Raw genomic sequence first — 22,854 nt, forward strand, 5'->3', positions numbered from 1 at the left:
ACGCCTTCAACTGTTGGTAACCGTCTCCGTAAGGAGACGCTGAACATGCAGAAGTCAGCAGAGGCCATAGTACCCGAGTAGAGGACGCTTGAATGGGGAAGGGCCGAACATCAAGCCAGCATGCGATCCATGTCTTTTGATACGGTACGTCGAAGCAGAATTCTGTCAAGGAACTACTTTTGAAGAGCAGGGGTGAAGCCCCGAGGGTACAAAAGAGGGCTGAGTATCGTACAGCAAGCACGGAGTCCGCATGTGCGAAGGAAGGAACATCATTATGGATTTGCTGGAAAAAGTCTTATCACGGGAAAACTTACGGATGGCACTCCAACGAGTGGAGGAAAACAAAGGTGTCGGTGGAGTCGATGGTGTTTCAACCGAACAACTACGCGATTATCTACGTGAACACTGGCAAGCCATCCGCGAGAAGATGGAAAGGGGAACCTATAGACCTTCACCTGTTCGCAGAGTCGAAATCCCGAAACCTGACGGTGGTGTAAGGTTATTAGGCATTCCCACCGTGGTAGACCGCTTTATTCAGCAGGCCATCCTCCAAGTGTTAACGCCGATCTTCGACCCCACCTTCTCGGAATCTAGCTATGGGTTCCGTCCAAAACGTAGCGCTCACATGGCAGTAAGGAAAGCGCAAGCGTATATCTCCGAAGGATATCGTTTCGTGGTGGACATCGATCTAGAGAAATTCTTTGATCGCGTAAATCATGATATTCTAATGAGCCGTGTGGCTCGAAAAGTTCAGGACAAGAGAATTTTAAGACTGATTCGTTCCTACTTGAATGCGGGGATCATGATAAATGGCGTCTGTACAACATCAAGTGAAGGAACACCGCAAGGTGGGCCGTTAAGCCCACTTTTGGCAAATATCCTACTTGATGATTTGGACAAGGAACTCGAAAAGAGAGGCCACCGTTTCTGCCGCTACGCAGACGATTGTAATATCTACGTGAAAACAAAACGGGCAGGGGAACGAGTAAAGAAGAGTATTCAAAACCACTTGGAGAAGGTACTAAGGCTAAAAGTAAATGAGGAGAAAAGCGCGATAGACCGACCATGGAAACGAAAATTCTTGGGCTTTAGTTTTACCTTTGCAAAACAGACAAGGATTCGCATCCACCCCAAATCCCTCCTCAAGCTAAAAGAGAAAATCCGCACGATCACGAATCCGGTGTGGAGCATCTCGATGGAGAAGCGGATTGAAAGAATAAATCAGTACCTCATGGGCTGGATTGGATATTTCGCCCTTGCAGACGCGAAGGGCATTCTACAATCCATTGAGGAATGGACAAGGCGCAGGCTCCGTCTTTGTTTGTGGATGCAGTGGAAACGCGTGAGAACCAGATATCGAGAACTTCGTTCTCTTGGCATATCTCACGTAAAAGCCATTGAAATTGCAAATACCCGCAAGGGTGCATGGCGTACCACAAAATCTCCGCATATACACAAAGCCCTCGGCATTGCCTACTGGCAACAACAAGGGCTGAAAAGCTTAGTGCAACGATATTCTCAAATTCGTCAAGCTTGGTGAACCGCCGTATACCGAACGGTACGTACGGTGGTGTGAGAGGACGGGGGTTAGTCGCCCCCTCCTACTCGATCACAATTTTTACCCGTGTGCATTTATCTATTTTTATAAAGTACCTTGCATTGTATAATAGTGCTCTGGTAAGATCTAACATGGTGATGCTAAGTGAACGTTCAATTTAAAAAAGGCGTACTGGAACTTTGCGTACTGGTGCTTGTTGCCCAAAAAGACAGATATGGGTACGAACTGGTGGCCAGCATCTCAGAGAAATTTCACATCGCAGAAGGAACCGTTTATCCCCTGCTTCGCAGGTTGACCACGGAAGGCTTTTTTATTACTTACTTGGCCGAATCGCAGGAAGGCCCGCCGCGCAAGTACTATCAGCTCACCGATAAAGGGCGCAGATATATGAACGACCTCGTGCTGGAATGGAAAATATTTACGCGCGGGGTCAACCAGATTATCGAGGAGGGAATCGGTTTATGACGAGACGCGAATTTATGGATGAGCTTGACGGGCTTCTCCGCGAATTGCCCGACAAGGATCGCCTGGACATATTGGCAGACTATACCGAACATTTCTTGATCGGAGTGGACAGGGGGAAAAGCGAACAGGAGATTGCCGACAGTCTGGGCAGTCCAAAGGTTCTTGCCCGCGAGATATTAGCCGGATACCGCATTCATCAGGCACAATCGAACGCATCCATCAGTAATATGACGAGAGCTGTTTTGGCGACCGTCAGTTTGGGCTTTTTTAACCTTGTTTTCGTATTGGGCCCATTTGTCGGACTGATTGCTGTCCTTATCGGTTTGTTTGCCGTCGCTCTGGCATTGCTGCTTACACCGATTGGCTTGTTTTTGAAGTACGGAATTCCGGGAAACGCAGATGAGCAATATCTGGTTCTCTTCTCGGGGATGGCATCATTTGGTTTGGGCGGAATGCTTGCGATCGGGTTGGCCCGCTTGAGCCGATGGCTGTATCGGCAATTTTTGCGTTATCTGAACTTTAATGTCCGCATGATTAGGGGGAAATAGCATGAGAAGAATGATAAATGTCTTGTTCGTCTTTTTCTGTCTGTTGTTTCTCGTTGGAGCGATCGGATTTGTCTGGCAGTTCAAACTGAACCCCGACTTTAAGGGAGACACGGAGACAGTCAGTGAACTGCGTACAATCGACCAGCCTATCAAGGGTGTCGAAGTGGAAACGGACATCGCTGACGTCGTGTTGACTACGAGCAATTTGTCCAGTGCGACTGCAAGAATGGTCGGGGAGGTTGATAGAAAGCGATTGGACAAAATCAAGTTTACGACGGAAGTCACCCCTGACGGAATTCTGCAGGTAAGGATAAAGGAACCAACTGAAATGCAGTTCGGCTTTTTCTTTCATCAACGGGTAGACCTGGAGCTCCAGGTGATGATTCCGGAAGCGGTCTACGAAAAAATAGCCGTGAACAGCGGCACGGGAGACTTCCGTATCAATGCGATCAAAGCAAAGGAAGGAACGCTGAAAACGAGCACGGGCGATATCGAGTTGGCGGGGTTTGAAGGAGAAACACTCACCCTGAGAACAGATACAGGCGACATGGACATATCCTCCGTCAGTGCAAAAGTGGATGCCTTCAGCAGTACAGGTGATATCGATTCGCTGCAACTGAAAGACATGAAGCACGACGTAAATGTCCGAACGGATACAGGAGACATCACGGTATCCTTGTTAAAACTGCCCGAAGCAGTAAAGATGGAACTGGCTACGGATACGGGAGATATAAAAGCCGATTGGCCGGAAATGTCTTACTCGGAAAAAGGGGAGCAGAGAGTAGCGGGATCGGTAGGCACGGAAGGTCCGGCGCTGACTGTCAGCAGCTCAACAGGGGATATTCGTATTCGTCACTGAGCTTTTGGGAAACAATGGTACCAGGAGAACAGTGGTTGAAACGATAACGATTTTGACACAATCAATGCATTTTTTGTCGATTGCCGAGTGGTATCATAAGGATAAGGAATATTACCGTGTAAAGCGAGGTTTATTCATGACTGCAAAACCGTTTAACGATACGTTTTTAAAAGCTTGTCGCCAGGAACCGACAGATCATGTGCCGGTGTGGTACATGCGCCAGGCGGGGCGTTATCAACCCGAATACCGGGCTATCCGTGCCAAGCACACATTTTTTGAAATGAACTATATACCCGAAGTTTGCGCGGAAGTAACCCGTCTGCCGGTTGAGCAGCTCGGGGTGGATGCTGCGATTCTTTTTGCTGACATTATGACTCCACTCAAGCCGATCGGGGTCGATGTAAACATTGAATCGGGGATCGGACCTGTCATTGCCAACCCGATTGGATCGCTCGAAGATGTCCATCGCCTGGGCGAGCTCGACCCGGATACGCACGTGCCATACATCATGGAAGCGATCAAAATTTTGCGCCAGCAGCTCTCTGTACCGCTGATCGGTTTTGCAGGAGCTCCGTTTACCCTTGCCAGCTACATGATCGAGGGAGGTCCTTCCAAGCATTATCACAAAACCAAATCGTTCATGTACACGCAGCCGGCAGCTTGGGAAAAGCTGATGGAGAAGCTGGGCACGTTGACCATTACATATCTGAAAGCGCAAATTGCCGCAGGCGCGCAAGCTGTCCAAGTATTTGACTCCTGGGTAGGCGCCCTGAACGATGAAGACTACCGGACATTTATCGCTCCGGTCATGAACCGCATCTTGCTGTCGCTGCGGGAGACGGGCGTGCCGACAATCTATTTCGGCGTAGGCTGTGGTCACCTGCTTGAGGAGTGGAACAAGCTGCCGGTCGATGTGGTCGGCCTCGACTGGCGGACTTCGATCACAAAAGCGCGTGAGCTGGGCGTCACCAAAACCTTGCAAGGAAATCTGGATCCTACACTGCTTTTGGCTCCTTGGGAAAAATTGGAGGCGAAAGCAAAGGAAATACTTGACGAGGGCACGCAGCAGCCCGGCTATATCTTTAACCTGGGTCATGGAGTGTTCCCAGACGCCAAAGTAGAAACCTTGCAAAAGCTGACCAGCTTCATTCACAGTTATCGCCGGAACGCGTAATACGGAGGTGCTACTTATGTCCAAGCAAAAGATCGGATTACTCCTGATGGCGTACGGAACACCGCGCAAGAAGGAAGAGATTGAACCCTATTACACGCATATTCGCCGGGGCCGCAAGCCTTCGCAGGAATTGCTGGACGATCTGACAGCCCGCTATGAAGCGGTGGGTGGCGTCAATCGCTTTGCCGAAATTACGGACGAGCAGGTACGCCAGCTTGAACAGGAGATGAACCGCCGTTTTCCGGATAAGGAATTTGTCGGCTATCTTGGTCTAAAGCACATCGCTCCTTTCGTGGAGGATGCAGTCGAGGCAATGCATCGCGATGGCATCGAAAAGGCGATCAGCTTGGTGCTGGCTCCCCACTATTCCAGCTACAGTGTAAAAGAATACAACGGCAGGGCAAAGGAACACGCAGCGAGCATCGGCGGCCCTGAAATCCATTCAGTGGAGAGCTGGTATACGGAGCCCGGGTTTATTTCCTATTGGAGCGATGCGATCAAGGATACGTTCGCATCGATGCCGGAAGCGCAACGAGACAAAGCCGTGGTGATTTTCTCTGCCCACAGTCTCCCGGAAAAAATCCTCCAATCGGGTGATCCGTATCCCCATCAGCTGGAGGAAACGGCTGCATTGATCGCAAAAGAAGCGGGCATTTCGCACTACGCTATCGGCTGGCAGAGTGCAGGCAATACACCCGAGCCATGGCTCGGACCGGACGTGCAGGATTTGACCCGCGACCTGCACAACGCTCATGGATACCAAACCTTCGTGTACTGCCCGGTCGGCTTCGTCGCAGAGCATCTGGAAGTGCTCTACGACAATGACATCGAATGCAAAGCGGTAACCGATGAACTCGGAGCCAATTACTACCGGCCCCCGATGCCGAATGCCAGACCTGCTTTTATCTCCTGTCTGGCTGATGTAATCGGGAAAAAGCTGCCGGCAATGGGGAAATAGCAAATGAGCGAAAAACAGCTGCATGTCACGATCGTAGGCGGCGGTATGACTGGACTTACGGCTGCCTACTACCTGCAGAAATGGACGCGGGAACAAGGATTGCCAGTCCGGTTCACATTGCTGGAAGCAAGCGACAGGACCGGCGGGAAGGTTCAGACCTGGAAGCACGAGGGATTTACCATTGAGCTGGGAGCAGACTCCTTTTTGGAACGAAAAACGAGCGCAACCGAGCTCATCAAAGATGTCGGCCTGGGTGATCGGCTGGTAAACAACAACGCGGGTCAGGCGTATATTCTGCATAAAAACGGTTTGTACACGATTCCGGAGGGAGCCGTGATGGGTGTACCGACCAAGCTGATGCCTTTTGCCATGACACCGCTTATCTCTCCGTTGGGCAAGCTCAGAGCGGCGGCAGATTTGATATTGCCGGGGGCGCAAACTGGCGAAGACGAGTCCGTTGGGAATTTTTTCCGTCGCCGGCTTGGAGATGAAGTCATCGAGAATGTAATCGAGCCTTTGATCTCCGGCGTTTACGGTGGCGATATCGACAAATTGAGTCTTCTCTCCACCTTTCCGCAATACGCCCAGATGGAACAGAAGCACCGCAGCCTCATTATGGCGATGAGGAATTCTCGCCCTAAGCAGAGCAAACAGTCCGAGGGACAGCCAAAGTCAAAGGGAATGTTCGTGAGCTTGACCAGCGGCTTGCAATCACTCGCTGATCGATTGGAAGAACTGCTGCCTGCTGACTCGGTCCGGAAAAGCACGGCTGTCAAGCGCTTGGAAAAGCGCCAGGACGGATATAGCGTCGAACTGGCTCATGGTGAGGTTTTTGATACCGACGCTGTTATTTTAGCGATCCCTCATCATTTGGCCAGGGAAGTTGTCAAGGAGCATGTCGATATACCGCCGATCAGCGGCGCCAAGCCTACGATTATGGCGACAGTCGCTCTCGCCTATCCCGAGCAAGGCGTAAGGATCGATAAAGAAGGGACAGGCTTTGTCGTCCCTCGCAAGGAAAAGTTTACGATCACGGCGTGCACGTGGACTCAGCGAAAGTGGCCGCATACGACGCCGAAAGGCAAGGCGCTTGTACGCTGCTACGTGGGCAAGCCGGGCGCCGAAGAGATTGTAGACCGTTCTGATGAAGAAATCGTCGACGTGGTCGTCCGCGATCTCCAGAAAGTCATGCAGATCGATGACCATCCAGAATTTTACAAGGTTACCCGTTGGAACAGGGGCTTGCCGTACTTGGTTGGTCACAAGCAATGGCTCAAAGGGGCCACCGCCAAGATGAAGGAGCATCTGCCCGGTGTATGGCTGACCGGCGGTTCCTACGGAGGTGTCGGGGTGCCGGACTGTATTGACCAGGCAAAACAGACTGTACAGGAATTATTGGAATATTGGACGCAAAAACCAGGGAGCTGATACCCTGGTTTTTTTACGTTGTACGATTCCCTCGGATTGGTTCTGATAAGTGCTGCCCTTGCTCCTTATGACGAAGAACCGAGATTTTCTTCCGCCGCAGCTTTTCTATTTTAGCGGTTGGACAGGCTTTGGTGGAGGAGATGAAAAAGGAGAAAACGGCTACAGGTTCGGTGGGACACTGCTGGGGGCTGTACTGTCCGGCTCCATTCCAAAAGCAAAACCGCGTCCAAAAGCAGTCTGCTCAAGGCAGCGTCTCAGAGTTGGACGCTGAAAACGTGTTTTGCTTCTTCCATTCCGCCTGGGTAGTGTCCCAAAGACCTTCGCCGTTTTCTCCTTTTTCATCTCTACAGCTACTGATAAAGGCTGCGAAAAACTACAGACAACCTGAACCCTCCCACATGCTTTGTAAAGCTCGCAGAAGCAGATCAGATCGCCAGAGAAGCCTGTTTCCAGTCGGAGCGACTAGCGAAGTCCCACCCAGCTCCGCAATGACCCCGAGGAAACAGAATCGCAACCTATGACTACACTTCAAAGCTGCGCGCCGTTTTGCGATTCCCTCGGGAGCATTGCGGAGCGGACAGTGCTCACTTCCATGCGGAGCGTAGACCGGAGCGGAGAATGGAAACAGGCTTCTCTCCGCTACAGCAGCTTTAAACCGGGGGTTATTCCAACGTAACTGCCTACTACTCTCGGTTGAAAATCAAGGCGACTTCTTCCAAACCCAATTTTCCGGTGCTAAAAGGCTCGTCTGCCCCATATAGTGTAAAGAAATGTCCTGCACTTGAAAGGAGGAGCACGGATGGCGCTACAGGATGGACTGCTTTCGTTTGCCATCAAGGAAACCATTTTCCTCTCATCGGATAAAGCCGGAATAGACGAGTGGAGAGAATTGGAGTTGTTTCCTGATGTCGAGGTGCTGGAAACAGAGTCAGCGATCTCCATCACCGGTTGCCTGCAATTATTCGGGAAATACAAGCCGATCAAGGACACCTCTGAGACAGCTGGAGGCGGTACGGAATCCTTGGTTGAGGCGGTGACCTTTTCACCTTTTCGGCCGGGCGGGTCAGACGGGCAGCTGTACGGCCAGGAGGAACAACTGCACCACAGGATTCCGCTAAACATCACGATTCCTTTGAATCGAATCGCTGAAATAGAGGATATTTACGCAGTTGTCGACAGCTTTGATTACCAGCTTGATTCTCCCCATCAGGTGATGATTGAGGCTGATCTGAAAATCGCGGGCATCAAGTTTGCCGAGACCAATTATCAGACAGGACAACCTGCGGGCAATCCTGAACCAGTCTCCTATGGAGAAGTTCCCTCTAGCGGAGAGTGGCAATTTGCCCATGCTTCGCAAGATCAGTCAGAAGAACTTGCACAGCCTATCTCGCTAGAGGACATCGAGCGGAAGCTGGCGGAGCTGGAAAGTGAATTGCATCGGCAAATCCCGCTGGAGGAAGCACAGCAGACTCACGCAGTGCAACAGACCCACGCAGTGCAACAGACCCACGGGGTGCAACAGACCCACGGGGTGCAACAGACCCACGGGGTGCAACAGACCCACGCGATGCAACAGACCCCAGCCGCACAGCAAAGCCCGAGCGGGTTTGCAGCGATGTTTGAAGCTTCTCAGCACAAGGGGACTTCAAACCGGACAGAAAATGAAAGTCTAGGATTTGGGGATGTAACCGAGGCGCTCACGGTCAAAGAACAAGGAAAAGGCTCCGATCGCGATAGCAGCCCCTCTATCGAACAGGTGTCATGGAATGAGCCTGAAGCGAATCCGGCGCTCTACGAAGGGATGGCCCCCGAGAAGAAGTTCGTATCGCATGTCGAGAGGCAATCCGAGGAAACGGCTTCCGAGCCGTCCTTGGAGCTGCGGAAGGTGGCAGAGTCGCAGGCGGCCCAACCGGTTCGCTTCCAACCGGAAAGAAAATTCGGGGATATAGCTCCCGAGCCGTCCTTGGAAGTGGGCAAAGTGGCAGAGTCACAGGCGGCTGAACCGGTTCATTCCCGACCGGAAAAGCAATCCGAAGAGACGCTGCCCGCACCGCCTTTGGAGTTGCGGGAGGTGGCAGACTCACAGTCGACCGAGACTCCTCGCACCCAACCGGAGGCTGTGCAAGAAGAAACCGTCGCGACGGGAGTCTCCGATGAAAGCAGGGAGGAAGCGCAAGCTGAGCCGGCCACAGCGGATGCGGATGAAGCCGCTGTAGAAGCAGCAGCACAGGAGACAGCAGACGAGGAGGCCGTAGAGGTCATTGCCCAGCAGCCTCAGGAGGCAGTGGAAGAGAAGGAAGTGCGTGTAGCGATATCGGGCAAACCGGCGCGTGAAGAAGGCGGCAAGGTAAATCTCACGTCGATCTTTTCGCAAGCGACCCGGGTGCAGCAAGAGGCCAAAATGGAAGAAGAATCTTCTTCACAGGCGTCGCGAAAAGGTTCCTTTGAAGCAGATTCGGCTTCGATCGAGACGATGCACAATCTCACTTCCTTTGTCCGCAGCAAAGAGGAAAAGCAAAGCCGGCTAAAGTTGTGCATCATTCAACGCGACGAAACGCTGGAAACGATCTGTCAGCGTTATGCCATTCCTCAGTCTCGGATTCTGGAGGTAAACAACCTGCGTTCAGACCAGATCGTGGCCGGGCAAATACTCTATATTCCACAGTGAGGAGCGGGGGGCCGTGGAGAAAATCAATCTGTCCGAAGTGTGTCAACGGTATCGGGCAAGGGTAATCCACATCACCCCGCTGAACGATTGCCATCTGTTGGAGACAAACCGCGGTCCGAAAGAGCTGCGCATATGGCCACGGGTAGACATCATGCGTTGGTCGTTTGCATGGCGTGAACGAATGGTTCGCCAAGGTTTCCGCGATTTGGAGAGATTTATTCGGACGAAGGATTCAAAGCCGTATTTGGTGGTAGGCCAACGCGGAATTACGCTCACAGATCATCTTCGCCGCATCGAATCGATACCACTGGGAACGGATACCATGCGTCAATGCGGCAAGATCGTTGCGATGATGCATGAATCCCAGCGGGACGGCAGTATCTTTCACCCCGCCGATTTTTGGGAACGAGAACAGGCGAGAATGGCTGCGACAACGAGAAGGGTAAAAGATTTTTGGGAATCTCTCCGTTATCGCGGCAGACAATCAGGCAGGGATCATCGTTTTTATAGCTGGCTATTTCCGCCCCTTTTGGAGAGAATGGAGCGCTGCACCGACATGCTTTTGAGTACCAGGATCGATCAGAAAGAGCTCTTTGTCTCCCACGGCACTTTGCGCCCGGACAATTGGGGGCTGGTAAACGACAAGCTGTTTTTGCGCGGTTTTTTCCAGCCGGTTTTATCGGTCGCTCAGCGGGATACAGCCGGGTACCTGAGAGATCTGTTTGTCCGCCACGAGGATTTGTCACTGATCGAAGCGTTTTTAAGTGGTTACGAGGAAATTCGGCCGCTTGGTCAAACCGACTACACGCTCCTGTTGGCTTTCATGGCCTATCCAGAGGAAATATCGCATATGGTGCAGTCTAGCATTGAGGTGTATCGCGAGCCGGGAGAGGCGCGTTTGGCGCGAATCGAGCAGGCTGTCAACCGCCAGCAGATGGTTGATCAGCTCTTGAAATATATAGCCGAACGGGCCGAGGAAACGAGGAGTGAGTCAAAAGCATGAGTCGCTTTGACGATATCTTTCCGCTGTTTCAGGAATATGACATGTTCGCACAGACCGTTGACGTGGTGAAGGCCCCGAATGTGTACAAAGCGATCACTCCGTATGGATCGTTTATTTGCAAAAGGACACAAGCCGCTCCCCAGCGCTTGCATTTGGTCAGCGGAGTTCTCCGTCACCTGGAGCAAAAGGGGTGGGATGGGGCTGTCCCATTTTTTCATACAAAATACGACGAACCGTATGTTCTGCATGGTGAAGATACGTATTATCTAACCGCCTGGCAACCGGGGGCAGAGAAGTGGGAGGAAGAGCCGTTAGCCTGGGCGAAGCCAGCTGTAGAGCGCCTGGCAGAGCTTCATCACCTGACCCAGAACTTTCGTTTCGATGATCCGAGACAAGTGGAGCCATTGATCGATTCCTTGCTCCGCAGGTGGGACTCGATGCTGCATATGACGGAAAGAGCGGCTGAGGCGGCAGGACATCGTCTCTATCCTTCCCCGTTCGATGTCGTTTTTTTGGCCAACCACGCTTACGTCAAGGAGATGGCTCAAAGTGCGATCGGCTTGCTGCGGGACTGGCGTGAAAGGCATCGGACTCATGCTCATTTTCGCTTGTCGTTCATCCACGGTTCGCCACAGCCAGCCCACTTTTTGCCTGATCGTAACGGAAAAGTACGGATGCTGAACTTTGACCGGGCTGTGTTCGATACCCCGACCCGAGACTTGGCCATGTTCTACCGGACGTATTTTTACCTGGCCGGAGATGAGGCGGGTGCCAGTCAGCTTTACCGGCACTATTCAGAGATCTTTCCGCTGCGGCCGGAAGAAACGAATTTGCTTGCCGCTTTTCTGACTTATCCGGAAAGAATCATGCGAGATATCAGTACCTATTACAGCGAGAAAAATGAGTGGAGCGAATTGTACGCGGTCAAACGACTGGAGAAGGATATGGACCGTTTGATACGCCTGCAACGCTGGGTGCAGCAAGCTTTTTAGACACAAAAGACGTCTCACCAGGTGGGGCGTTTTTTTGCGTACATGCACCAGCTATCAGAGCCATTCAAGAAGAATGGCGACGTACAGGATAGCCAGCAGTCCCAGCAGGATGACATCAAAGGATGTAGGAACGAATATCGTGCGAATAAATTGAAACACAATCAACGGAAGGAGAATTTGCCTGCAGCCGAATTTGATCCGCAAGTAAGTGGGGTGGTATTTCCAGCGAGACATCGCGATCACCTCTCAGCTCCAGTATATGCACAAGACGAAAGGCCAGTGTCTGCTTTCTCGAAACCCCCTGCTCGAAACGGAGCCGGATGCTGTATAATGAAAAAACCGACGTTTGGACCTGCCCTTACCGGGGAACAGAATGCAGAGGGGTAGCAGAGACATGCAAATGCAAAAAGGTGATCCGTAATGGTATGGAAAGCGTTGCTTTACGCGAGCGGCATAGGGGCAGGCGTATACATCATGCTTCTCTCCCGTCAATTGGTATCGATAAAGCGTTGGTACGACCTTTCGTTTTTACAAGGTGCCGGCTTGATCGCCTGGGGATTGTCACATCTGATGGTAAACCATCCCGACATTCTCATCCAGCAACTAAGCCTCCCCTTTGATATGCTGTATTACCTGTTTTTTCTCATGTCTATACATGCGTACCCATTGGCGCCGCATATCTACTATGACCGGTGGAAGAGTATTCTGGATGCAATGGCATTTGTAGCGGTTTACGGCGCGATGGCCCTTTGCTCATGGCTGTACCAAGAGGATGCGGGTATGATGATTGTCCTGCTGCACATCCTGAGCGGCATTCTGCTGCTGGCTCCGTGGACAACCGTTTTTCTGGCAAACGGGCTGGTACACGGTAAACAAGAAAAAGAATCGAAATTGTTGGTTGCGACTTTGCTGTTTACGGTGGCTGTCATGTTTCAACCGATCATGCCCACGGCGCTTTTTATGATCATGGGTTCACTGTCGCTTGGCATCTTGCTGTGGGCTCACATTCGTTTTCCACGCAACCCTTCAAAAGGGCGACTGATGAACGAATATGGCTATTTGCATGAACAGTTGAGGTTCAGCTTTCTTGACTCGAATTCCATGCAGGTATTGCTGTTTGTAGAGGTAGTCGCGATGTTTACCTGGCCCGATTCCCGCATCCATATAATCGGGATTGGAATTGGTGCCCTTATCACTGTTTTCAGATTATTCCTGACAAAAGGTTGGAATCAATCCTTGGTCCGTCAGATGATGGACACAGCAAGCAGTCTGGAGAAAAAATTTACCGAACATATGGATCAGATTCAACGAAAGAATGATCAACTCTCGCAAATCCTTGCCATCAAGCAAACCTATGAAAAAATTTTGCTGGCTAGCAATGAACAAAGCTTGCGCGAGGTCAGCTATGAAAATCTGCAGCAGGTGATCGAAGAGCTGGTGGATGCCTGGTTTTCCAAAATGGACAACCTCGTTTACTTGCGCATTTCTCTGGAATCGCAGGAAGGTGTAGTTTATTATGAAGTGGTCAGGGGAGATCCCAACCATCCCTATATCCAGAGAGACATATCGGAACAAATTGTGGTAGATGAACAGAGGGATACGCCGCTGGCACCCAGGTATGTAGTCATGCTGGCGAAAAGCACTACAGAGAGCGTGGAAGAACTTGAACTGGAGCAATCCTTTTTTCAATTGCTGGTCGTAAACGTGCGCGGACTGATCCTCAGATGCTTGCAGGAAAATCAGCTGCTGGAGCTGCGCTTGATGGAGCAGGAGATGGAACTGGCGCAAAAAATCCAGTTTTTGCTGATTCCCCGAGAACGGCTTGTCCTGCCCGGTCTTCAAGCCAAGGCTGTGTTCCTCCCTTATACCTATGTGGGCGGAGATTATGTGGACTACCTGATGCTCGATGAGCGCTTTACTTGCTTTGTGGTGGCCGACGTTTCGGGCCACGGCCTGCCAGCCAGCCTGATGACGACAGGAATCCGCAGCGCTGTCCGGGCCGTGACGCAAACCTATTGGAAACCTGAACTGATTTTGCATCAACTGAACAAATTGCTCTACGAAGATTTGAGCAAAACACGCTCGTTTATTACGATGCTGATCGCAGTCTACGATTCGGTAGACCACACATTATCGATCAGTCGTGCCGGGCACCCGCAGCCGTTCATATTGGACGGCTCCGGGGCAAGGCTCCTTCCATGCAGCGGCGGCCTGGGTCTGGGGTTGCTCCCGAATAGCGTCTACGTTTCAGACGAAGTACCCCTGGACCAAGACGGCATGCTGCTAGCCTATACAGACGGTTTGCTGGAGATGAGCAGAAAAGACTCCCAGCAATGCTTGCAAACGTGGTTGAAAGGATTTTCGAGCTTGCTAAGCGAGGAAAAGCGGTCGGGTGAAACCGACAGTATTGCGTTGGTGGAGAACTATGTCTGGGCGAGGACGAAAGAGGGTCTGCAGTCCGATGATATATCCCTGTTAATCCTGCGGTTTCAATCAGGTACGGAACAGGAGGAAAGGAAACGATGATGTTGTGTGAGGAGTGCCCGCAGAATCCTGCGTGTCAGAACTGTCTAGCTGCATTGCGGGCAGGAGCAGGACAAAAAGTGATACCTGCCCGCACAGTCAGGGTGAAGCTGGATTCCGGCGAAGTCGCATCGGCTGAACTCCGCGCTATCTGCCGGACCGCAATCGGTCTGTTCTGTCATGAACAAAAGCTGTCAGATCGGGTCGAAGTAGAATTGGCGTCCGACTTCCGGATTATTGGGAACGCTTTCCAAGGAATTCACGATGTTCCCTACTATGTGCTGGATATCGAAAAAGTGCTTCGCCGGGAAGAGGTTTTGGGGCGATTGCTCATGGAGGAATTCCTGCAATGGCATCATAGTGCGGAAAAGCAACCGACAGACATGCTGGCCGAGTTGAAAGAGCCAGAGGATGAACGGCACCGCCTCATCAAGGAAGAGCTGCAAAAGCTCTCTATCTTGCGTCAGGTGCAGAGCATTTACTTGTACGTAATGGAGAATGGAGACATAAGACCGATTGGAGCCCAGCGGACAGAAGAATTGATGGAAGGGGACATGAGGCGAGTAGCTCTAGAGGCCATAAAGAGCGGCACTTCTGTAAGGGAGCAGCTGGTCTCGTCCGATGGCAGCAAGATGTACGAAATGTATGCCTCCCCTCTGCCGGATCAGACCTGTGGACTGGCGTTGATCGATGTGACAGAGGCCATTGCCGAAGAGCGTCGGCGCCAGCAAAAAGAATGGGACATGTACAAGCAGGTCTTGGGGGCAGTCACCCAGGACAAGCTTGTTTTATTGACAGATGCGGAGTTGACGGTACTGGCCGAAGACGGACTGAAGCTGGCAACGGTGTTGATCCAGTCGGCGGAAGACCTGGCATTCCTCAGAACGGAGTGCAGGCGGATCATGGATGCGCTCCAGGTAGAGGAAAAGCGGAAGTTCCAGTATGTCGTGGCTGTCAATGAAGCGGCGACGAATACGTTGAAGCATGGCACCGGCGGGACCGTGACCATCCACCTCGCATCTGCGGAAAATACAGTACGTGTCATTGTACATGATCACGGGAACGGAATTCTCCTGGAGGAGCTGCCGAGAGCGACACTGCGACAAGGCTACTCGAGCAAGCATTCGCTGGGGGTTGGCTTTCACGCCATGCTCCAGTTTTGCGACCGGGTATGTCTGGGCACCTCTCCATCTGGTACGAGGTTGATTTTAGAGTGTATGATCGGTTAATTCCGATGTTTGGAAATAGAAAAACTTGGGTAACTTGATAACGGGGTAATTCGTTACATAAATAAAGAATGAAAGCGTGAGAGGAGTATGTGTGCATGGACTTCCAGGCAACAGAAACGAACGGACAGGCTACCCTTTACTTTGCCGGTGAATTGGACATGGCTGTAGGTGACAAGGTCGGCAATCTATTGCGCGAATACGGAGAAAGAAACGGCTCGGTTACGGTTGATTTTCGGGATGTGACGTTCGTCGATTCTTCCGGCATCGGCAATCTGTTTTTTACGACGAAAGATTTGCTCGCTTTGGGAAAGCGGGTAGAGATCATCAATGTACGCGAAGAAATAATGGACATCCTGCACGTCCTTGGATTTGCGGAAGCGCTCGGAATCACCGTGAATTAGCCAGGTGAAACCGGGTTTGACGGGCTGCACCTGGATTGTATATAATACGATTGACATGAAATGAAACAAAGTGATTGCTGTGAACGGGAAGAGTAGACCAGGACGCCTTGGCAGAGAGGAGAATCAGTAGCTGCGAGATTCTCTAAGGAAGGGATTGGTCGAAGGTCGCCCGGGAGTTGTTTCGGTGAATGCACATATTTTGTGCTGTAGCCGCGACCGGCTAACAACCGTTATCTTGTCAGAGTGAATGCGGCACTTCGGCAATGGATGCGAAGGCTTGCATTAACAAAGGTGGTACCGCGAAACAATCCTTTCGTCCTTTGGGATGGAAGGTTTTTTTATTTTCTTAAGGAGGCATTGCCATGTCGAATCAACAAGCGACCAATGACATTGATCAGCTGCTGCCGAAAAACTACGATCCAAAGGCAGCCGAATCCAAATGGTATCCGTACTGGATCGAAAAAGGCTTTTTCAAAGCAGAGAGAGACCCCCAGAAACGTCCGTTTACAATCGTTATCCCGCCGCCAAACGTAACGGGAAAGCTGCACCTGGGCCATGCCCTGGACACGACACTGCAGGACATCATCACCCGAACCAAGCGCATGCAGGGATACAGTGCGCTGTTTTTGCCGGGAATGGACCACGCCGGTATCGCGACGCAAGCTCGTGTAGAAGCGACGCTGCGCGAGGAAGGCATCTCCCGTCACGATCTGGGACGTGAAAAATTCCTCGAGAAGGTGTGGGAATGGAAGCACATCTACGCCGAGCATATTCGCGAGCAATGGGAAAAGCTCGGTCTTGCCCTTGATTACTCGCGCGAGCGCTTTACGATGGACGAAGGACTTTCCCGTGCCGTTCGCGAGGTATTTGTACGTCTGTATGAAAAAGGACTCATTTACCGCGGCAATCGGATTATCAACTGGGACCCTGCTGCCCGCACGGCCCTGTCCGATATCGAGGTCATCTATAAAGAAGTAAAGGGCGCCCTGCATCACATGCGCTACCCATTGGCAGACGGAAGCGGCTACATCGAAGTGGCGACGACGCGTCCGGAAACCATGCTTGGTGATACGGCAGTAGCCGTTCATCCCGAAGACGAGCGTTACAAGCATCTGATCGGCAAAACCGTCATTCTGCCGATCGTTGGCCGGGAAATTCCGATCGTGGCAGATGACTATGTAGACCCTGAGTTTGGTTCCGGTGCCGTAAAAATTACACCGGCCCATGACCCGAACGACTTTGAGCTCGGTCAAAGACATCAGCTTCCGCAAATCGTCGTCATGGACGAATCAGGGACGATGAACGAAAATGCGGCTGGCTATAAAGGGCTGGACCGTTTTGAGTGCCGCAAGCAAATCATCAAGGACTTGACCGAACAAGGCGTCATGTTCAAGATCGAGGAGCACATCCATCAGGTTGGACACAGTGAACGCAGCGATGCCGTCGTTGAACCGTATCTGTCCACCCAGTGGTTTGTCAAAATGCAGCCCCTGGCAGATGCGGCGATTGCCAACGCGTACAGCGAGGACAGTGTCAAATTCGTGCCGGAGCGCTTCAAGACAAACTACCTGCGCTGGATCGAGAATATCCGCGATTGGTGCATCTCCCGCCAGCTCTGGTGGGGCCACCGGATTCCGGCCTGGTACTGCCAGGATTGCGGCGAGACCATCGTTTCCCGCGAAGATGCAGGTGAGTGCCCGCACTGCCACAGCCATCAGCTAGTGCAGGATCAGGACGTTCTCGACACCTGGTTCTCCTCGGCCCTCTGGCCATTCTCGACGCTGGGCTGGCCGGAAGAGACAGAGGATATGAAGTACTTCTATCCGACCAATGTACTGGTTACCGGCTACGATATCATCTTCTTCTGGGTAGCGCGGATGATTTTCAGCGGACTCGAATTTACCGGCAAAAATCCGTTTGACACCGTTTTGATTCACGGCATTATTCGGGACTCCGAAGGACGGAAAATGTCCAAGTCGCTGGGCAACGGGGTTGACCCGATGGAAGTAATCGAGAAGTACGGAGCGGACGCCCTGCGCTTTACGCTCGCAACGGGAAATTCGCCGGGTAACGACCAGCGTTTCTACTGGGAAAAAGTAGAGGCGAACCGCAACTTCGCCAACAAGATTTGGAATGCGTCCCGCTTTGCTTTGATGAATCTGACAGGGTTTGGCTACGAGGACATCGATCTTAGTGGAAACCTGTCCACACCGGACAAATGGGTTCTGTCCCGCCTGCAGGCGACGATCAAAGACGTTACCCGTCTCATGGATGCGTTTGAATTCGGCGAAGCTGGCCGCGTCCTGTACAACTTCATCTGGGATGACCTTTGCGACTGGTACATCGAAATGGCGAAGCTGCCGCTGTACGGCAATGACGAGGCAGCGAAAAAGACGACCCAATCCGTCCTGGTCACTGTACTCGATCAGACCTTGCGTCTCTTGCATCCGTTCATGCCTTACATGACCGAGGAAATTTGGCAAGCACTGCCGCATCAGGGAGAAAGCATCACGGTTGCAGCCTGGCCGACAGTAAATGAGCAATTGATTTTCCCGGACGCAGAGGCAGAAATGAATCTGCTCGTGGAAGTCATTCGCAGTGTCCGCAACATCCGGGCCGAAGTGAATGTGCCGATGTCCAAGAAAATCGAGCTCTTGATCAAGCCGGGCGATTCTCTCACGCTGGAACGTCTCCAACGCGGTGAAGAGTACCTGGTCCGTTTCTGCAATCCGGAGCGCCTGGAGATCAGCGAGCAGCTAAAGACACCGGACAAAGCGATGTCCGCAGTCGTGTCAGGTGCGGAGCTTTTCTTGCCGCTGGCGGGATTGATTGATCTGGACCAAGAAGTGAAGCGTCTGGAAAAAGAACTGGCGACGCTGCACGGAGAAGTCGAGCGAATCGAGAAAAAGCTGAACAATCCGGGCTTCATGGCTAAGGCTCCGGAAAAAGTAGTCGAAGAGGAACGGGCGAAGATGGCCGGTTACATGGAAAAACGCGAGAAAGTAATGGCCCGCCTATCTGAGCTAAAAGGCGAATGAACCGCCGTACCTTCGCATATTTTTGAGAATGGAGCAATGCGGCATGAATGCTGAAGGATTGGAAGGATACACAAAAGCGCTAGACTGGCTGCACGGACTGCTTCGGTTTGGCCAAAAGCCGGGACTGGAAAGAATGCAGTGGATGCTGGGGCAATTGGGGAATCCCGAGAGACGGCTTGCTTTTATTCACGTCGCCGGTACGAACGGGAAAGGCTCTACCTGCTCTTATCTGAGCCATATGCTGATGGAGGCCGGATACAGTGTAGGGATGTTCACTTCCCCGTACCTGATCGATTTCCGGGAAAGGATTCGATACAACGGGGCGATGATTCCGCAAGCCGATTTGGTCGAATTGGTGGAACAGGCAAGGGTTCTTGTGGAGCGCTGCGAAGCAGAATCAGGATTTGGCTCTCCTACCGAATTTGAAGTGATTACACTCATTGCCATCCTCTATTTTGCCAACGTGACAAGACCGGCAGTCGTGGTCTGGGAAACGGGCTTGGGCGGACGACTGGACTCGACCAATGTCGTTTTCCCGATCGCAACCGTCATTACGAACATAGGCATGGATCACATGGACGTACTCGGAAACAGCCTTCCCGAGATTGCCCGGGAAAAGGCGGGGATCATCAAGCCGGGGGTACCCGTCATCACTGGTGAAAGGCGGGCAGAAGTGCTCGCGGTCCTGCAGGAGGCCGCAGACAGGTCGCGAAGTACGCTGTATCGCATCGGTTCCCATTTTGATGCAGAGCAGCTGCAGGAGCGGATCGGTGAACAACAGATCCGCTACCGGAGCATTTTCCGGCGGGCCGAGTCAGAATACCGGCTGGCAATGAATGGCCCCCATCAGGCAGAAAACGCCGCGGTATCGCTGATGACCATCGACGTTCTGCGCAATTACCTGTCTTATCTCCTGGAGGAAGAAGAAATTGTGCGCGGACTGCAACAAACTCGCTGGCCTGGGCGTCTAGAGGTAGTCTCGCCAAGACCAATGGTCATGTTGGATGGGGCTCACAATCAGGAAGGAATCGAGGCGCTGGTTGCCAGCTTGAACCGGTTGACGACGCCAAATACCCGGCTGCATTTGCTGTTCTCCGGGTTGGCGGATAAGCCGCTGAAAAGGATGGCCGAAGCGCTGAGAGGATTGCAGACAAACGTAGAAACCGTTCGACTGACGAAGTTTGACTTCCCCCGCGCCGCGGAGACTGGTCAATTGCAAGAGGCATTTCTTGCGGGAGGCTGGGAAGCTGCACGCTTGGATATTGTCTCCGATTGGCGCCAGTTTCTCGCTTCTTGGGTGAAGGACAACCGAGCAGCAAACGGCGACGACTGGTTGGTTGTCTGCGGTTCGCTCTATTTCATCGCCCAAGTGCGCACATTCTTTCCCACTACTGTAGAAGAGGCAGGTGAATAGGGTGGATCAGGCCCAACACGTCCACTTTGTGGGCATAGGCGGATATGGCATGAGCGCCATCGCCCGCGTCTTGATCGACCTTGGCTACAAGGTAACCGGCTCCGATGTCGCAATGAACGACTTGGCCAAAAAACTAGTACAGCGTGGGGCTGTCGTGCATATTGGACACGACGCCAGTCACGTTGCAGGATGCGATAAGGTTGTATATTCCACCAGCATCTCCCCGGACAATCCGGAGGTGGTTGCGGCGGCGGAAAGAGGGATTCCGGTTTTGCACCGTTCCCAAATGCTGGCCAGTATTTTGAATGAGCGTACGGGTGTGGCTGTAGCTGGCGCACACGGTAAAACGACGACGACCTCGATGATTGCCCATGTGCTCGAGGAATGCGGTGTTGATCCGACGTTCATCATTGGCGGCGAGCTGATGAGCGCAGGAACCAACGCGAAAGCAGGCAAAAGCGACCTCGTCATTGCCGAAGCCGATGAAAGCGATGGCTCATTTCTGGAATACCGGCCGGTTTATGAAGTTGTAACCAATATCGAACCGGATCATCTGGAGCATTTTGACGGCGATTTTGCCAACCTGAAGCGTGCCTACGCCAAATTCCTGAGCCACTTGAAGCCGGGAGGAAAGGCTGTCCTCTGTTTGGATGACCCGCATATCCGGGAACTGATGGCAGACATGACGGGAGAGGCAATCACGTACTCCATTCAGCCTGCATATGTGGATCAGGCAGATTTCAGTGCCAGGGAGATCGTTTGCGGAGACAGGCGGACCAACTGCAAAATTTACCGCAAGGATGTCTTGCTGGGAGAGCTCGTGCTGTTTGTGCCGGGTAAACACAACATCGCCAACGCATTGGCGGCAGTTGTCGTATGCCTCGAGGCTGGTCTTGCGTTTGAACAGATCGCAGCCGCCTTTACCTCATTCAGCGGAGCCAAAAGGCGTTTCCAGATCATCGGGGATGCACAGGACATTTTGGTGGTAGATGACTACGCCCATCATCCGACAGAGATTATGGCGACCTTGAATGGCGCGCGGGCATCGGGCCGTCGCGTAATTGCGGTGTTTCAGCCGCAGCGCTATACCCGAACGTACTTTTTGATGGATGAGTTTAGCAAAGCCTTCGGGGAAGCAGATGAAGTCATTATTACAGACATCTATTCACCTGCGGGAGAAGCGCGGATCGAAGGCGTCACGGCAGAGGTGCTGGTTGAAAAAATCCGCACCAACAGCCATCCGCGCGCCCAGTACATTCCGACCAAGGAGCTCGTGCAGGATCATCTCGCGCGATCGCTCAAACCGGGCGACCTCGTGCTGACAATGGGAGCCGGGGACATCTGGAAGTCGGCGCACTGGCTGGCGGAAAAACTGGTGAAATAACGCATGCAAATGAAAGCAAGACAGATATGTATGGGAGCCTGGACGACAGTCCGGGCTTTTTTTCTTGTCAAAAGGAGCAAAAATCCATATAATTAGTACCAGGTACTAATACTAAGTGATAAAGGGGTGGCTGCAATATGTCTTTGGAAAGAAAATCCTCAGCGAGAATAACGGCAATCGGGACGTATGTGCCTCAGCGGATTATGACCAATTCCGATCTGGAGGAAATGGTGGATACATCCAATGAATGGATTGTGCAGCGCACAGGAATCCATGAGCGAAGAATTGCAGCGGAAGATCAATACACGAGCGATTTGGCGATTGCTGCGGTAGAAAACCTGATGCAGACCTGGGGCAAGGACGTCTCCGATGTCGATCTGGTCCTGGTGTCGACGACGACGCCGGATTATCCGTTTCCCAGTGTAGCGAGCAAACTGCAGGCTCATTTCGGGATGACTCATGCGGGAGCGCTCGACCTGAATGCGACATGTGCCGGGTTTACTTATGCCCTGCATCTGGCTGATGGCATGATCAGCGCGGGTTTGCACCGCCGCATCCTTGTCGTGGCAGCAGAAACGATGTCGAAAGTTACAGACTACACGGATCGCACCACCTGCATTCTGTTTGGGGATGGTGCGGGCGCTATGCTGGTGGAAGCGGCCCCGGGCCACGGTTCGTTCCTCTCCGCAAACGTGGGGGCAAAAGGAGAAGGGGGCATTCACGTCTATCGATCAGGGCTGTCTAGCCGGATGGGTGACCACGAGCTTGCCGGGAACGGCTTGATCGTGCAAAACGGCAGAGAGGTGTACAAATGGGCCGTAACCACCGTTCCCAAAGGAATGCAGGCTGTCGTGGAGAAGGCAGGCAAAAGCCTGGATGATGTGGATTGGTTTATCCCGCACAGTGCCAATTTGCGGATGATCGAGTCGATTTGTGAGAAGAGCGGGTTTCCGATGGAAAAGACGCTCTACAGCCTGAAATATTATGGCAATACTTCTGCAGCGACGATCCCGCTAGCCTTGCATCTGGGCATCCGGGACGGGCGGGTGAAACCGGGAGATACGCTTTTGCTGTACGGCTTCGGCGGAGGGCTGGTGCACGCCGGGCTGCTGCTTTCCTGGAACCCGTAAACACGTCCGCCCCGAGAGTCATAACCTGTCCCTCCCAGACGTATGCTGATACAAAGTAGCCTGGGTGGAGGAGGCGTTTATC

19 protein-coding genes and 1 other annotated feature are annotated in these 22,854 nt (G+C 52.3%); of the genes, 18 read left to right on the top strand and 1 reads right to left on the bottom strand.

Annotated features, from left to right (window positions below; genetic code table 11):
• Positions 1 to 274: 274 nt before the first annotated feature.
• From ltrA to NST96_RS09345, 11 genes are all read left to right on the top strand, one after another.
• Positions 275 to 1,540: a group II intron reverse transcriptase/maturase gene (ltrA, locus tag NST96_RS09295; RefSeq protein ID WP_024985202.1), complete on the top strand. Its 1,266-nt coding sequence runs from the start codon at positions 275 to 277 to the stop codon at positions 1,538 to 1,540.
• Positions 1,541 to 1,702: 162 nt separating this feature from the next.
• Positions 1,703 to 2,023, top strand: a complete 321-nt coding sequence (locus NST96_RS09300) for a PadR family transcriptional regulator (RefSeq protein ID WP_003387643.1) — start codon at positions 1,703 to 1,705, stop codon at positions 2,021 to 2,023.
• A complete protein-coding gene (locus NST96_RS09305; RefSeq protein ID WP_003387642.1) occupies positions 2,020 to 2,571 on the top strand; it encodes a DUF1700 domain-containing protein in 552 nt (183 codons plus the stop codon). Before NST96_RS09300 ends, NST96_RS09305 begins: the two co-directional genes overlap by 4 nt.
• A 1-nt stretch (position 2,572) precedes the next feature.
• Positions 2,573 to 3,430: a DUF4097 family beta strand repeat-containing protein gene (locus NST96_RS09310; protein ID WP_031932359.1), complete on the top strand. Its 858-nt coding sequence runs from the start codon at positions 2,573 to 2,575 to the stop codon at positions 3,428 to 3,430.
• Between the two features lie 136 nt (positions 3,431 to 3,566).
• The gene (gene hemE / locus NST96_RS09315; protein WP_024983986.1) at positions 3,567 to 4,604 is read left to right on the top strand and encodes a uroporphyrinogen decarboxylase; all 1,038 of its coding nucleotides are present in this window, start codon (positions 3,567 to 3,569) and stop codon (positions 4,602 to 4,604) included.
• A 16-nt stretch (positions 4,605 to 4,620) separates the two neighbouring features.
• Positions 4,621 to 5,562, top strand: coding sequence for a ferrochelatase (gene hemH, locus NST96_RS09320; protein WP_039069877.1), 942 nt, complete (start codon positions 4,621 to 4,623; stop codon positions 5,560 to 5,562).
• Positions 5,563 to 5,565: 3 nt separating this feature from the next.
• A complete protein-coding gene (gene hemY / locus NST96_RS09325; protein ID WP_024983985.1) occupies positions 5,566 to 6,990 on the top strand; it encodes a protoporphyrinogen oxidase in 1,425 nt (474 codons plus the stop codon).
• Between the two features lie 517 nt (positions 6,991 to 7,507).
• Positions 7,508 to 7,666: a hypothetical protein gene (locus NST96_RS09330; protein WP_342406123.1), complete on the top strand. Its 159-nt coding sequence runs from the start codon at positions 7,508 to 7,510 to the stop codon at positions 7,664 to 7,666.
• A gap of 123 nt (positions 7,667 to 7,789) precedes the next feature.
• On the top strand, positions 7,790 to 9,658 hold the full coding sequence (locus NST96_RS09335) for a LysM peptidoglycan-binding domain-containing protein (protein WP_342406124.1): 1,869 nt from the start codon (positions 7,790 to 7,792) through the stop codon (positions 9,656 to 9,658).
• A gap of 13 nt (positions 9,659 to 9,671) precedes the next feature.
• Positions 9,672 to 10,661 (top strand): hypothetical protein, encoded by a 990-nt coding sequence (locus NST96_RS09340; RefSeq protein WP_003387636.1) that lies wholly within the window; start codon positions 9,672 to 9,674, stop codon positions 10,659 to 10,661.
• Positions 10,658 to 11,653 carry a hypothetical protein gene (locus NST96_RS09345; RefSeq protein ID WP_003387634.1) on the top strand — a complete coding sequence of 332 codons (996 nt, stop codon included), beginning with the start codon at positions 10,658 to 10,660 and terminating at the stop codon, positions 11,651 to 11,653. The genes NST96_RS09340 and NST96_RS09345 overlap by 4 nt, the downstream gene beginning before the upstream one ends.
• Before the next feature lie 54 nt (positions 11,654 to 11,707).
• Here NST96_RS09345 and NST96_RS09350 read toward each other — a convergent pair whose 3' ends face one another.
• Entirely contained in the window at positions 11,708 to 11,887 is a 180-nt protein-coding gene (locus NST96_RS09350) for a hypothetical protein (protein ID WP_003387633.1), read from the bottom strand.
• Between the two features lie 186 nt (positions 11,888 to 12,073).
• Between NST96_RS09350 and NST96_RS09355 the strand changes: the two genes are divergently transcribed.
• The 7 genes from NST96_RS09355 (at position 12,074) to NST96_RS09385 (ending at position 22,772) form a co-directional block, all read left to right on the top strand.
• The gene (locus NST96_RS09355) at positions 12,074 to 14,179 is read left to right on the top strand and encodes a PP2C family protein-serine/threonine phosphatase (RefSeq protein ID WP_003387632.1); all 2,106 of its coding nucleotides are present in this window, start codon (positions 12,074 to 12,076) and stop codon (positions 14,177 to 14,179) included.
• Positions 14,176 to 15,405 (top strand): ATP-binding protein, encoded by a 1,230-nt coding sequence (locus NST96_RS09360; RefSeq protein ID WP_024983982.1) that lies wholly within the window; start codon positions 14,176 to 14,178, stop codon positions 15,403 to 15,405. Before NST96_RS09355 ends, NST96_RS09360 begins: the two co-directional genes overlap by 4 nt.
• Positions 15,406 to 15,500: 95 nt before the next feature.
• Positions 15,501 to 15,806, top strand: a complete 306-nt coding sequence (locus tag NST96_RS09365; RefSeq protein ID WP_003387630.1) for an STAS domain-containing protein — start codon at positions 15,501 to 15,503, stop codon at positions 15,804 to 15,806.
• 70 nt (positions 15,807 to 15,876) lie between these two features.
• Positions 15,877 to 16,130 (top strand) — a binding site (T-box leader).
• 38 nt (positions 16,131 to 16,168) lie between these two features.
• Positions 16,169 to 18,844: a valine--tRNA ligase gene (locus tag NST96_RS09370; RefSeq protein WP_003387629.1), complete on the top strand. Its 2,676-nt coding sequence runs from the start codon at positions 16,169 to 16,171 to the stop codon at positions 18,842 to 18,844.
• Between the two features lie 43 nt (positions 18,845 to 18,887).
• Positions 18,888 to 20,258 carry a folylpolyglutamate synthase/dihydrofolate synthase family protein gene (locus NST96_RS09375; protein WP_003387628.1) on the top strand — a complete coding sequence of 457 codons (1,371 nt, stop codon included), beginning with the start codon at positions 18,888 to 18,890 and terminating at the stop codon, positions 20,256 to 20,258.
• Between the two features lies 1 nt (position 20,259).
• Positions 20,260 to 21,642 (top strand): UDP-N-acetylmuramate--L-alanine ligase, encoded by a 1,383-nt coding sequence (murC, locus tag NST96_RS09380; RefSeq protein WP_003387626.1) that lies wholly within the window; start codon positions 20,260 to 20,262, stop codon positions 21,640 to 21,642.
• A 137-nt stretch (positions 21,643 to 21,779) separates the two neighbouring features.
• Positions 21,780 to 22,772 carry a ketoacyl-ACP synthase III gene (locus NST96_RS09385; RefSeq protein WP_031932363.1) on the top strand — a complete coding sequence of 331 codons (993 nt, stop codon included), beginning with the start codon at positions 21,780 to 21,782 and terminating at the stop codon, positions 22,770 to 22,772.
• The last annotated feature ends 82 nt before the right edge of the window (positions 22,773 to 22,854 follow it).

The organism is Brevibacillus sp. FSL K6-2834 (assembly GCF_038592925.1).
In the GTDB taxonomy this organism is placed as follows: Bacteria; Bacillota; Bacilli; order Brevibacillales; family Brevibacillaceae; genus Brevibacillus; species Brevibacillus borstelensis.